The sequence below is a fragment of the Streptomyces sp. NPDC005266 genome, assembly GCF_040607655.1.
Taxonomy (GTDB): domain Bacteria; phylum Actinomycetota; class Actinomycetes; order Streptomycetales; family Streptomycetaceae; genus Streptomyces.
In genome coordinates this window covers 255795-267841 of the sequence record NZ_JBEXHC010000003.1, presented here as the reverse complement: position 1 = coordinate 267841, position 12047 = coordinate 255795, and the positions used below count along the sequence as shown (strand labels likewise).

Genomic DNA, 12047 nt, shown 5'->3' with positions numbered 1-12047 from the left:
GGCGCCCGCGCTGGCCCGCGTCGTGGCGGCTCTGCCGTGGCGCGCGCGGTCGGCCGGTTCTGGTTCCAGTGATGTGCCCGCCGCTCGGCCGGACGGCCCCCGGGCGCCCCGCGCCCGCCCGCGTCGCGGCGGGCTGGCCCGTGCGGCCGCCCGGGCCGCGTGGGACGCGGGCGGGTGCGACCGTCCGCGTCGGCTCCCTCGCCGTTCTGGGGAGTATCCGTCGGTGGGGTTCCCGGGCGGCCCGGGGGTGCGCGCCGAGCGGCGCGTACCCCCGGGGGTCGGCGCGGCCCCACGATGGTGCGCCCCGGGCTCACCATCCCGGGCACCGGTGAGCGGCACACAGCCGATACCGCGTCCGGCCCGCGGCGTGGTGTTCGGGGGCCGGGCAGGGGGTGGTCACACGATCAGGTGAGATCCGGAAGGCGACTGGTCCTTTTGGCAGCCGCTGTCGCGAGAATCGTCACGGTCGCACGGCTCAGGTCAGGACCGACACCGGGCCTCGCCGGCCGCCTCATTGGGCTGCGAATGGGGGCGACGCATGATCGGGACCAGGGCGGTGGGCGGTGCACCGGCAGGGGTGGCGGATTGGCCGTGCGGGGGGCGGCGGCGGTTTGTGCTCGTTCGCACGGCTCAGGTCAGGACCGACACCGGGCCTCGCCGGCCGCCTCATTGGGCTGCGAGTGGGGGCGACGCATGATCGGGACCAGGGTGGTGGGCGGTGCACCGGCAGGGGTGGCGGATTCGCCGTGCGGGCGGCGGCGGCGGCGGTTTGTGCTCGTGTTTGCCTGTCTGTGGGTGGCCGGTGTCGTTGTGTGGGAGCTGTACTGCCCGCATGGGCCCCGGCTGGTGCAGGTTCTGGCCGCCGTTCCCGCCTTCGCGTACGCCATCAGCGGCCGCAGGCTCTGCATGCTGCTGGGCGGGGTGAGCGCGCTGTTCGCGCTCGTACCGTTGAGCCTCCTGGCCCCGGCGAGCCCGTCGGACGCCCTGTCCACCCGGCTCGGGGCGTGCGGGGCCATCCTCAGCGTCGTCGCGGCGGGGTATCTGACGACGGGCCGGCGGTCCCGGCTGGTGCGCGAGCTGAGGCGGGCCCAGGAGGTGGCCGCCGCCGCGCAGGACGCGGTGTTGCGGCCGCTGCCGTCCCGGCTGGCCGGTATCGAGCTGGCGGGCGGCCATCTGTCGGCGAGCCGGGGCGCCGCGGTGGGCGGCGATCTGTACGAGGCGCTGGCCACCGCCCACGGCGTCCGGGTGATCATCGGGGACGCGCGCGGGCACGGGCTCGCCGCGATCGGCACCGTCGCCACCGTGCTGGGCAGCTTCCGCGAGGCGGCTCATGAGGAGGCCGAACTCGCCGATGTGCTGCGGCGGTTGGACCGGGCCCTGCAGCGCCGTCTGCGGGAGCGCGCCGGGGGCGAGTATCCGGTGGAGAGCCCGGAGGCCGAGGAGTTCGTGACGGTGCTGCTGCTGGAGGTGGGCCGGGACGGCGAGGTCACGGCGCTCAACTGCGGTCACCCGTGGCCGTATCGGCTGTCCGAGCAGCCCGTGGGCCCGGCCATGGCCCGGCAGACGGCGCCCGGCGAGGTGCTGCCGCCGCTCGGCCTCTTCCCGCTCCCGGCCGAGCTGCCCATCGCCCGCTGCCGCGACCTGCGGGCCGGGGACGCGCTGGTGCTGCACACCGATGGCGCCGAGGACGCGCGCGACGCGCGCGGCACGTTCTTTCCGCTGCGCCGCGCCCTCGGTGAGGCCGCGGGCCCCGGCCCGATCGTGCCGGCGGCGGTGGTCGAGGGGGTGCGCACGGCGGTGCTGCGGCACACCGGCGGCCGGCTCGCGGACGACATCGCCCTGGTCGCGCTCCGCAATGACCGCAGCCTGTTGTCCGCCCACGCGGCCCTCGGCGTCCGGGCCGGCGATGCCCGCCCCTGCTGAGCCAGGACGAGGGGCGCCCCGCACGCGTCCGCTTCGCACCCCGTGCGAATTCCCCTCCACTACGCTGAGCGCACCGAGGGCATCGGGAGGGCGTCATGGAGCCCAACACACTGCTCGATTCCGTGCTCGACGAGGCCGGGATCTCCCACGCGGGGCTGGCCGCGCACATCAACGAGGCGGGCCGGGCTCGCGGGATGAAGCTGCGGTACGAACACACGGCGGTGGCCCGCTGGCTGAAGGGCCAGCGGCCGCGCGGCCAGGTGCCGGATCTCATCTGCGAGGTGCTCGGCGAGCGGCTGCATCGCGCGCTCACCCTGGACGACATCGGTCTGGGCACCCCCGGCAGCCCCCGCGCGCCCGCCACCCCCCTCTCCGGCTTCGTCGAGCGCGCGACCGCACTGTGGCGCTCCGACGAACAGCAGCGCCCGCATGTCGTCGGCGCCCCGGCGGTCACCGGCACGCCCGCTGTCATCCCGGTGTGGGAGTGGGAGAACCCGCCGGAGGACTCCGATGTCTCACGCCATGGCCTGACCCGCGTGAGCATGACCGACATCGAGATGCTGCGCGCCGCCCGCGCCCACTACGAGCAGATGTACCGCAAGGCCGGCGGCATCGCGACCAGAGCCCGGGTCGTCGGCTTCCTCAACGCCGAGACCGCGCCGCTGCTGCGCGGCAGTTACGCCGACGACACCGGCCGTCAGCTGCACCGGGCGATCGGCGGCCTGGTGGCGATCGCCGGGATCTGCGCGTACGACTCGAACGCGCACGGTCTGGCCCAGCGCTACTTCCACCAGGCGCTGCGCCTCGCCAAGGCCAGCGGCGACCGGGGCCTGGGGGCTTATGTCATAGCGCTGCTCGTCACCCAGTCGCTGTTCCTGAAGGAATGCCGGCAGGCGGTGGCCTTCGCCGAGTCGGCACTGCGCGCCGCGGGCGCCCAGATCACCCCCGCGCTCGCCGCCGATCTGTACGCCATGCAGGCCAAGGCCTACGCCCGGCTCGGCGACGGGACCGGGGCGCTGTCCTGCATCCGGCGCGCGGAGACCGCGGCCGAGCGGATCCAGCCGGGTCAGGAGCCCGACGAGACGGGTTACGTCCAGCCGGGGCTGGTGAACATCCAGGTGGCCGAGGCGCTGCTGAGCCTCGGCGACCTCGGCGGCGCCCGGGAGCACGCCACCGCCGCCGTCGGCACACCCGCGCACGACCGGGGCCGGGTGCACCGGCTCGCCATGCTGACCCATATCGAACTGCGCCAGGGGGACGCGGACAGGGCGGGTGCCACCGCGGTGGAGATGACCGAGCGGGCCCGCGGCATGGAGTCCCAGCGGTTACGCGATCGGTTGCGCGCGGTACGGGAGCACCTGGCGACCAGCGGATCCGCGGCGACATCCGCGGCCGCCGAGCTCATCGACGGGGCACTGCGCGTTCCTCTCTGAGCGCGGTCCGCACCCTCGTCAGCGGTTGGCCGAGGATTGCCATCTGTCCGACGGAAGGTGGCTGACCAGTGCGATGGAAGAACCTCAGGGAGCAGACCGTGTACGAGAACCGATGGTTCCGGGTCAATCTCGCGGATGTCAGACTCCCGGACGGCCGTCATCTGGACCACTATCTGATACGGCTCCGTCCGGTGGCCGTGGCCACGGTCGTCAACGCGGCGAACGAGGTGCTCCTGTTGTGGCGGCACCGCTTCATCACCGACAACTGGGGCTGGGAGCTGGCGGCGGGCGTCGTCGAGGACGGTGAGGACATCGCGCAGGCCGCGGCGCGTGAGATGGAGGAGGAGACCGGCTGGCGCCCGGGCCCGCTGCGCCATCTGCTCTCGGTCGAGCCGTCCAACGGGCTGACGGACGCGCGGCACCACATCTACTGGGCCGAGGAGGCCGATTACGTCGGGCCCCCGGAGGACGACTTCGAATCGGACCGCCGCGAATGGGTTCCGCTCAAGCTGGTGCCCGACTTGGTGGCCCGCGGTGAGGTGCCCGCGGCGAACATGGCGGCCGCGCTGCTTCTGCTCCACCACATACGTCTCGGCTGAGCCGCGAGGAGCGCGAGGACCGCGCGGTCACGCGAGAGAGCGGCCGCGCGGCCCTCACGGCCCTCCTGGGCCCGGCGCTGAGCGGTTACGGCGAAGTCAAGTGCTGATCCTTCTCGGCGTCCAAGCCCTCGGCCAGGCCGAACGGCGAGGGATCAGCGGCGAACTTCACCGCATCCGCTTAGCGCCCCGCCGCCTGCCACACCGCGAGCACCAGCGCGGAGATGCCCGTCAGGGCGGCGATGGAGGGCAGCGGCCAGCGTCCGTGCTCCAGGACGCGTATCCGGCCCGCCAGTTGGCCGGCCTCCTCCTCCGACTGTTCCCCCCGGTGGTCGAGCAGGGCGAGCCGGCCGTCGACGCGGGCGAAGCCCACATCGACGGTCCGGCGGAGTTCCGCGAGCTCCACGGCTAACGCGGCTTGCTCGGGCTCGGTGGTCACGGGTTGATCCCCTTCCGGATGTACGTCCGTGCATTGGTCACGGATCGAGTCAACCGCGTCCGGGGGCGGCGCGGGAGAGTGTGTGGGGATGGTGTGTGAGTCACCGGCGCACACCCCGTGCGAAGGGCTACGCGCACCGGTGGTCACCGTTCCGTTTCCCGTTCCGCTTCCCGCGGGTTCGAACCGATGCCGGGCACTGAGGGGACGCATGGGGGTGGGAGACCGTCCCACCGGGCACTGGCACTGAGGCGACGCATGGGGGTGGGAGACCGTCCCGCCGGTCACTGAGGGGACGCATGGGGGTGGGAGACCGTCCCGCCGGTCACTGGGTGGTGGTCACAGGCAGCCGGTCGCCGGGCGCGCGGGCCCGCAGGCGGCGCAGCATCCGCGCGTCGTCGAACCCCACGTCGCGGGCCGCGGCCTCCACCGTCGCGCCATGGCTGATCAGATGCTCGGCGCGTTCCAGGCGGAGCGTCTGCTGGTAGCGCAGCGGGGTGAGTCCGCTGGTGGCACGGGTGAACAGCCGGGTGAGGGTGCGTTCGCTGACGCCCGCGCCGGCGGCCAGGTACGCCAGCGACAGCGGCTCGGCGAACCGTGCGTCGATGAGGTCCTGGACGCGGTGGACGCTGTCGTCCAGATGCGAACGATGCCGCAACATGGCGCTGGCCTGCGGCTCATGGCCGTTGCGGCGGGCGTAGACGACCATGTTCCGGGCCACCTGGGCGGCGAGCGCCGGGCCGTGCCGGACGGCCAGCAGATGCAGTGCCAGATCGATCCCACTGGCGATGCCCGCCGAGGTCACCACTCCGTCGTCGGTCGTGAACAGCACATCCCGTACCACTGTCGCCCGGGGATATCGGGTCGCCAGTTCGTCCTGGAGCTCATGGTGGGTGGTGCACCGGCGCCCGTCCAACAGCCCGGCCAGGCCCAGCGTCCGCGCCCCGGAGCACACGCTGGCGACGGTGCCCCCGGCCGCGTGATGCGCGCGCAGCCGCTCCAGCCCCTCGGGGCCCAGCTCCGGCCCGCCGTCCAGCGTGGGCTCCGGCCCGCCGTCCAGCGTGGACGTCCGCCGGCCCGGCACCACGATCAGGTCCTCGGGGCCCGTGTCGGGCCATCGGGTCTGCGCGGTCAGCGTCACCCCCTGGGCGCTGGGGATGTGCTCCCGCTCGCCGACATAGCCGAGCCGGTACGGCTGCCCGAGGTCCGCCGCGGTGCTGAAGACCTGGGCCGGTCCGGCCAGATCGAGCAGGTGGACCCCGGGCAGCAGGACGAAGACGACTCGGCTCACGCCGCGGACGCTCCCGCTTCCGCCTCCAGCTCGGCCACCGTCGCGATCCGGGCGAACCGGTCGCGCAGGACCGCCTCCGTACGCTCGATGATCGCCTCGGCGCTGAGCTCGCCGATCGCGCTCGTCGTGGTGGCGTCGGTGGCGAAGACGACCCGGTACCCGAGGTCGCTGCCGACCCGGGTGGTGGTCTCCACGCACTGCTCGGTGCGGATGCCGCAGACCACCAGCTCGCGCACGCCCGCCGCGGTCAGGAGCTGGTGGAGAGAGGTGGTGGTGAAGGCGTTGTGAGAGGTCTTGTGCAGTACCGGCTCACCGGCCGTCGGCTGCTCCAGCTCCTCCAGCAGCCGCACGTGCCCCTGAGCCGGATCGAAGACGCTCCCACTGCCGGGCTCGGTGTGCAGCACCCAGATCACCCGGTCGCCCTCGGCACGGGCGAGGCGGACCAGCCGATTGACCGCGTCCGCGATCTTGGGATTGGCGATCTGGTCCCACGAGGGGCGGGCGCGGAAGGATTCCTGGACATCGACGACGATCAGTGCTCGATTCATGTGACCCAGTCTGACCTGGGCCGGCATCAAGCGGACAGGCACGATCGGGGCTGGTACCGGAACGATCCGGTCAGCTGCTGAGGGATCAGTACTGGTAGAAGCCGGAGCCCGTCTTACGGCCCAGCCGGCCCGCGTCCACCATGCGCAGCAGCAGCGGCGGAGCGGCGTACAGCGGCTCCTTGTACTCGGAGTACATCGAGTCGGCGATCGCCGCGATCGTGTCCAGACCGATCAGGTCGGACAGCTTGAGCGGGCCCATCGGGTGGGCGCAGCCCAGCTCCATGCCGTTGTCGATGTCCTCGCGGCTGGCGATGCCGGATTCGAACATCCGGATCGCGGAGAGCAGATACGGGATCAGCAGCGCGTTGACCACGAACCCGGAGCGGTCCTGGGCGCGGATGGCGTGCTTGCCGAGGACGTCATGGACCAGCGCCTCGGTGCGCTTGATGGTCTCGTCGCTGGTGGTGAGGGCCGGGATCAGCTCGGCCAGCGCCTGCACCGGGGCCGGGTTGAAGAAGTGGATGCCGATCACATGGTCGGGGCGCGAGGTGGCGACGGCCAGCTTGACCAGGGGGATGGAGGAGGTGTTGGAGGCGAGGATCGCGTCCGGACGGGTCACCACCTGGTCGAGCACCTGGAAGATCTCGGTCTTGACCTGCTCGTTCTCGACCACCGCCTCGATCACGAGGTCGCGGTCGGCGAATTCCCCCAGGTCGGTGGTGAAGCTCAGCCGCTCCAGCGTCTCGTCCCGCTCCTTCTCGGTGATCTTGCCGCGTTCGGCGGCCTTCCCGAGGGAGTTGGTCAGGCGGGTACGTCCTATCTCCAGGGCCTCGCCCGTGGTCTCCGCGACCATGACGTCCAGGCCGGCGCGGGCGCACACCTCCGCGATGCCCGCGCCCATCTGGCCGCAGCCCACCACTCCGACGCGTTCGATGTCGGTCACATCGTGCCTTTCGCTGATCCACCAGTCGGCTGAGTCGTCCCCCTGTCGCCCCTGACGTTACCTTCCCGGTCATGGGCGGGTGGCGGGCCGGGGGGCGATTCGCCGGCCCGGCCCGCCACCATCTGTCACCACGGAATCCCGCTACGTCACGGCCGGATGGCCGCCTGAGAAGAGTGAAGTCATGGGCCGGCCATTGCCGCCCGCGCCCAAGGGCCCCATCATCGGCGTGAGTTGGCACGAGGGCGAGGAGTGGGCATGGGTCGGATCACGCGCAGAAGCCTGACGGTCGCGACCGCCGGGGTGCTGGCCGCCGCCGTCACAGCGGGCGAGGCGAGGGCGGACGGGCGGGGCGGGGAGCGCCGGCCCCGGTTCCGCGGAATGTGGCTGGCCTCCGTCGCCAACCGCGACTGGCCCTCCAGACCCGGTCTCACCGCCGCGGAGCAGCGCGCCGAGCTGCTCGCCTTCCTCGACACGGCGGTCGAGCGCCGGCTCAACGCGGTGATCTTCCAGGTGCGGCCGACCGCCGACGCGCTGTGGCCGTCACCGTACGAGCCGTGGTCGGAGTACCTCACCGGGGTCCAGGGCCGGGACCCGGGCTGGGATCCGCTGGGCACCGCCGTACGCGAGGCGCATCGGCGCGGGCTGGAACTGCACGCCTGGTTCAACCCGTACCGGATCGCCAACCACACCGACCTCTCGAGACTGCTCCCCACCCACCCCGCGCGCGTGCACCCCGAGTGGGTCGTGCCGTACGGCGGGAAGCTCTACTACAACCCCGGGCTGCCCGAGGTCCGCCGCTTCGTCCAGGACGCGATGCTGGACGCGGTCGGGCGCTATGACATCGACGCCGTCCACTGGGACGACTACTTCTACCCCTACCCGGTGGCCGGCCAGGTCTTCGACGACGACGCCGCCTACGAGCGCCACGGCGCGGGCTTCCCGGACCGGGCCGCCTGGCGGCGGGACAACATCGACCGGCTGGTGCACGAGACGGCCGGCCGCATCAAGCGGCTGAAGCGGGGCGTGCGGTTCGGCATCAGCCCCTTCGCGGTGTGGCGCAACGGGGCGACCGATCCGCTCGGCTCCGACACCCGGGCGGGGGTGCAGACCTACGACGATCTGTACGCGGACACGCGCGGCTGGGTGCGGCGGGGGTGGATCGACTACATCGTCCCGCAGGTCTACTGGAACATCGGCTTCGCCGCCGCCGACTACGCCAAGCTGGTGCCCTGGTGGGCCGAGGTGGTGCGCGGCACCGGCGTGCGCCTCTACATCGGCGAGGCCCTCTACAAGGCGGGCGACCCGGCGCAGCCCGCACCCTGGCAGGACCCGGCGGAGCTGTCCCGGCATCTCACCTTCGACCGGGACTATCCGCAGGTCCGGGGCAACGTCTACTTCTCCGCGAAGGAAGTGGCCGCCGACCGCAACGGCGCCATGGCGCGTGTGGTCGCCGACCACTACCCGTGTCGGGTGCGTCCGCCCCGCTGAGCCGGGCCTTCGGCGGCGTTACTGCCGGGGTCCGGAGGCCAGATGACGGACGACGGAATCGGGCCCGGGGGAGAACAGGCACTCATGGCCGTCGTCCTCGTAGCGGATGCGGTAGGGCGGTTCGCCGTGGTCCCCGAGCACTTCGATGATCTCTGCGATCCGGTCGTGTATGCCGACAACCCTGCCGTGCACCAGCAGCTTGTCGCCTATGGTCGCCTCCATCTGCGTGACCTCCTGTCCGCCGGAGGGCAATGCGATCCCTGAAGGCCAGTCTATGGCTGCTTATCCCGGTTTGCGCGGGCCGGAAGGCGCAAACCGGCACGCCGATTACGGAACCCGGGCCCGCTGCGTCACCCCGATGCACACCAGGACCGCGACGGCGGCGAGCGGGGCCGCGGGGGTCAGCTCCTCGCCGAGCAGCAGCACCGACCACACCAGCGTGAGCAGCGGCTGCGCCAGTTGGAGCTGGCTGGCCCTGGCCACGCCGATGGCGGCCATCCCGCGGTACCAGATCACCAGCCCCACGAACTGCGAGCCCACCGCCAGCCACAGCAGCCCGGTGACGGCCTGCGCGCCGAGGTGTACGGGCTCGGTGAGCAGCGCCAGCGCGGCGCCCGGCACCGACAGCGGCAGACAGCCCACCAGGGCCCATCCGACCACCTGCCAGCCCGGCATATGGCCGGCCAGCCGGCCGCCCTCCGTATAGCCCGCCGCGCACACCAGTAGCGCGCCGAAGAGATACAGATCGCCGGTGGTCGGCGCGCCGCCGCTCTGCTGCACCGCGAAACCGATCACGACGGCGGCCCCGGCCAGCGCCGCGGACCAGAACAGGCGAGAGGGCCGCGCCCCCGTGCGTACGGCGGAGAAGGCGGCCGTGGTGAGCGGCAGCAGGCCGACCACCACGGCCGCGTGCGAGGTGGTGGAGGTCTGCAGGGCGAGCGTGGTCAGCAGCGGAAAGCCCACGACGACCCCCGCCGCGACCACCAGCAGACCGGTCCAGTGGCGGCGCTCGGGGAGCGGTGCACGCAGTGCGGCCAGCGCGCCTCCCGCGACCAGTGCGGCGAGCACCACCCGGCACGCGGTCACCGACCAGGGGCCAAGGCCCTCCAGCGCCCAGGCGGTGGCGGGGAAGGTGAGGGAGAAAGCGGCCACGCCGAGCGCGGCGAGAACCGTCCCGATCCGGGCGGGACGCGGTGGCGGCGCGCCGGGCGGGGCGGCGCCGAGTGGCGAGGTGCGGGGCGGTGCGGCGGGACCGGGGGGTGCGGCGCCGAGTGGCGAGGTGCCGGGCGGTGCGGCGGGACCGGGCGGGGCGGCGCCGAGTGGCGAGGTGCGGGGCGGTGCGGCGGGACCGGGGGGTGCGGCGGGGCCGGGCTGGGGCTCGGTGCTCACCGCTATCGTGCCGCGTTCAGTAGCGCTATCCTCTGCTCTCATGCATGAGCGTAGCAGTGTGGCCGAGCTCGCCAATATGCTGCGGGGCGAACTGAACCGCTACTCGCCAGGAGAGAAGCTGCCGTCCAGCCGTGCCCTGATCGAGCGCTATCGGGTGAGCCCGGTGACCGTCTCCCGGGCGCTCGCCACCCTCGCCGCCGAGGGGCTCGTCGTCACCCGCCCCGGCGCCGGCGCCTTCCGCGCTGCCCGGCGGCGGGCCGAGGAGCCGCGGCCCGGCGACACCTCCTGGCAGGAGGTCGCCCTGAGCGTCGAGTCCGCCGGTGACTCGGTCCCACGCACCGTCGACGCATCCGGTGTGCTGGCCACGCTCGCCGCCCCGCCGCCCGGCGCCCTGGAGTTCAACGGCGGCTATCTCCACCCCTCGCTCCAGCCCGAGCGGGCGCTGGCCGCCGCCCTGGCCCGGGCCGGCCGTCGGCCCGGGGCGTGGGACCGCCCGCCCGTGGAGGGGCTTGCCGAGCTGCGCGCCTGGTTCGCCCGCGAGATCGGCGGCCGGGCCGGTGCCCTGGCAGCTTCCGATGTCCTGGTCACCGCCGGCGGCCAGTCCGCGCTCACCTGTGCGCTGCGCGGCCTGGCGGCGCCCGGCGCGGCCGTCCTCGTCGAGTCCCCGACCTACCCCGGCATGCTCGCCGCCGCCCGCGCCTCCGGGCTCAGGCCCGTCCCGGTCCCGGTGGACGCCGACGGGGTCCGCACCGATCTGCTTGCCGAGGCGCTGCGGGCGAGCGGCGCCCGGGTCTTCGTCTGCCAGCCGCTCTTCCAGAACCCGACCGGTGCGGTGCTCTCCGCCGAGCGGCGGCGCGAGATGATCCGGATCGCCCGCGAGGCGGGCGCGTTCGTGGTGGAGGACGACTTCGCGCGCCGGCTCGTCCACGAGGACGCGCCGCCGCTGCCCGCGACCCTCGCCGCCGACGACCCCGACGGGGTGGTCGTCCACGTCTGCTCGCTCACCAAGGCCGCCTCGCCCAGCCTGCGGGTGGGCGCGCTCGCCGCCCGCGGCCCCGCGCTGGAGCGGCTGCGCGCGATCCAGGTCGTCGACAGCTTCTTCGTGCCCCGCCCGCTGCAGGAGGCCGCGCTGGAACTCGTCGGCGCGCCCTCCTGGACCCGCCATCTGCGCACCGTCGCCGCCGAGTTGCGGACCCGCCGTGAGGCGCTCGTCACCGCGATCCGGCGAGACCTCCCCGGCCTCGCCCTGTCCCATGTCCCGCCCGGCGGCTATCAGCTGTGGCTCCGGCTGCCGCAGGGCGCCGACGAGGCAGCGCTGGCCTCCGCCGCACTGCGCGCCGGGGTCGCCGTCGCCCCCGGCCGTCCGTACTTCTGCGCCGAGCCGCCCGCGCCGCACGTCCGGCTGAGCTTCGCGTCCGTGGCGGGCACCGGCGAACTGGCCGAGGGCGTACGCCGGCTCCGTACCGCGTGCGACGACGTGCTCGGCTGAGGCGGGAGTCCCCGCCGGAAATCCCGTCGCGGTGCTCGGAGTACCACTGGTAGGAAGAGCCCATGCTCGACGGCTATGAGATCTCCACGGACCCGGCGCGGCTCGACCCGGCCCGCATCCACCACTGGCTGTCCACCGACGCCTACTGGGCACTCGGCCGCCCCCGCGAGCAGCAGGACCGCGCGATCGCCGGCTCGCTCAACTTCGGCGGGTACGACACCGCTTCGGGCGCCCAGGTGGCGTACGCGCGCGTCATCACCGACCACGCCACCTTCGCCTGGCTCTGCGATGTCTACGTGGACCGGTCCGCACGCGGCAAGGGGCTGGGCACCGCGCTGGTCACGGCCGTCCGTGACCACCTCGCGCCCCACGGACTGCGCCGCATCCTGCTGGCCACCCATGACGCCCACGGGGTCTACGACAAGGTCGGTTTCGAGCCGCTCGACGAGCCGGCGCACTGGATGCAGCTGATCTTCGCCCGGCAACAGGCCGCCGAAGCGCAGCCGTGAAC

General features: G+C 73.3%; 12 protein-coding genes. 6 read left to right on the top strand and 6 right to left on the bottom strand.

The genetic code is table 11. The annotated features are described in order from the left end of the window. Positions 1-693 precede the first annotated feature (693 nt). The 3 genes from ABZU99_RS07655 to ABZU99_RS07645 all read left to right on the top strand — a co-directional run bounded on the left by ABZU99_RS07655 (position 694) and on the right by ABZU99_RS07645 (position 3955). A complete protein-coding gene (locus ABZU99_RS07655) occupies positions 694-1923 on the top strand; it encodes a PP2C family protein-serine/threonine phosphatase (RefSeq protein ID WP_356043756.1) in 1230 nt (409 codons plus the stop codon). 95 nt (positions 1924-2018) lie between these two features. After that, positions 2019-3356 carry a transcriptional regulator gene (locus tag ABZU99_RS07650; RefSeq protein ID WP_355940895.1) on the top strand — a complete coding sequence of 446 codons (1338 nt, stop codon included), beginning with the start codon at positions 2019-2021 and terminating at the stop codon, positions 3354-3356. A 68-nt stretch (positions 3357-3424) separates the two neighbouring features. Next, positions 3425-3955, top strand: a complete 531-nt coding sequence (locus tag ABZU99_RS07645; protein WP_355940898.1) for an NUDIX hydrolase — start codon at positions 3425-3427, stop codon at positions 3953-3955. Between the two features lie 178 nt (positions 3956-4133). Here the strand turns inward: ABZU99_RS07645 and ABZU99_RS07640 are convergent, their stop codons facing one another. From ABZU99_RS07640 to ABZU99_RS07625, 4 genes are all read right to left on the bottom strand, one after another. Continuing rightward, positions 4134-4391: a hypothetical protein gene (locus tag ABZU99_RS07640; protein WP_356043753.1), complete on the bottom strand. Its 258-nt coding sequence runs from the start codon at positions 4389-4391 to the stop codon at positions 4134-4136. 322 nt (positions 4392-4713) lie between these two features. After that, positions 4714-5679 (bottom strand): DJ-1/PfpI family protein, encoded by a 966-nt coding sequence (locus ABZU99_RS07635; protein WP_356043751.1) that lies wholly within the window; start codon positions 5677-5679, stop codon positions 4714-4716. Further along, positions 5676-6227 (bottom strand): isochorismatase family protein, encoded by a 552-nt coding sequence (locus ABZU99_RS07630; RefSeq protein WP_355940906.1) that lies wholly within the window; start codon positions 6225-6227, stop codon positions 5676-5678. The genes ABZU99_RS07635 and ABZU99_RS07630 overlap by 4 nt, the downstream gene beginning before the upstream one ends. An 85-nt stretch (positions 6228-6312) precedes the next feature. Further along, positions 6313-7170 (bottom strand): 3-hydroxybutyryl-CoA dehydrogenase, encoded by an 858-nt coding sequence (locus ABZU99_RS07625; RefSeq protein ID WP_355940908.1) that lies wholly within the window; start codon positions 7168-7170, stop codon positions 6313-6315. A 255-nt stretch (positions 7171-7425) separates the two neighbouring features. On the opposite strand from ABZU99_RS07625, the gene ABZU99_RS07620 reads away from it, so the two are divergent. After that, positions 7426-8658, top strand: a complete 1233-nt coding sequence (locus tag ABZU99_RS07620; protein ID WP_356043748.1) for a family 10 glycosylhydrolase — start codon at positions 7426-7428, stop codon at positions 8656-8658. A gap of 18 nt (positions 8659-8676) precedes the next feature. Here the strand turns inward: ABZU99_RS07620 and ABZU99_RS07615 are convergent, their stop codons facing one another. Then, positions 8677-8880 (bottom strand): DUF1918 domain-containing protein, encoded by a 204-nt coding sequence (locus ABZU99_RS07615; RefSeq protein WP_355940914.1) that lies wholly within the window; start codon positions 8878-8880, stop codon positions 8677-8679. A 105-nt stretch (positions 8881-8985) separates the two neighbouring features. Beyond that, the gene (locus tag ABZU99_RS07610) at positions 8986-10089 is read right to left on the bottom strand and encodes a DMT family transporter (RefSeq protein ID WP_356227749.1); all 1104 of its coding nucleotides are present in this window, start codon (positions 10087-10089) and stop codon (positions 8986-8988) included. On the opposite strand from ABZU99_RS07610, the gene ABZU99_RS07605 reads away from it, so the two are divergent. Next, complete coding sequence (locus ABZU99_RS07605) at positions 10088-11536, top strand: PLP-dependent aminotransferase family protein (protein WP_356043743.1); 1449 nt, start codon at positions 10088-10090, stop codon at positions 11534-11536. The two genes, ABZU99_RS07610 and ABZU99_RS07605, sit on opposite strands and share 2 nt — an antisense overlap. A 62-nt stretch (positions 11537-11598) precedes the next feature. After that, positions 11599-12045, top strand: a complete 447-nt coding sequence (locus tag ABZU99_RS07600; protein WP_355940923.1) for a GNAT family N-acetyltransferase — start codon at positions 11599-11601, stop codon at positions 12043-12045. The last annotated feature ends 2 nt before the right edge of the window (positions 12046-12047 follow it).

Bases quoted from the DNA above. Each gene is read 5' to 3' on its own strand.
- ABZU99_RS07655 (WP_356043756.1), top strand. From the start codon at position 694: ATGATCGGGACCAGGGTGGTGGGCGGTGCACCGGCAGGGGTGGCGGAT.
- ABZU99_RS07650 (WP_355940895.1), top strand. From the start codon at position 2,019: ATGGAGCCCAACACACTGCTCGATTCCGTGCTCGACGAGGCCGGGATC.
- ABZU99_RS07630 (WP_355940906.1), bottom strand. From the start codon at position 6,227: ATGAATCGAGCACTGATCGTCGTCGATGTCCAGGAATCCTTCCGCGCC.
- ABZU99_RS07620 (WP_356043748.1), top strand. From the start codon at position 7,426: ATGGGTCGGATCACGCGCAGAAGCCTGACGGTCGCGACCGCCGGGGTG.
- ABZU99_RS07615 (WP_355940914.1), bottom strand. From the start codon at position 8,880: ATGGAGGCGACCATAGGCGACAAGCTGCTGGTGCACGGCAGGGTTGTC.
- ABZU99_RS07605 (WP_356043743.1), top strand. From the start codon at position 10,088: ATGCATGAGCGTAGCAGTGTGGCCGAGCTCGCCAATATGCTGCGGGGC.
- ABZU99_RS07610 (WP_356227749.1), bottom strand. From the start codon at position 10,089: ATGAGAGCAGAGGATAGCGCTACTGAACGCGGCACGATAGCGGTGAGC.
- ABZU99_RS07600 (WP_355940923.1), top strand. From the start codon at position 11,599: ATGCTCGACGGCTATGAGATCTCCACGGACCCGGCGCGGCTCGACCCG.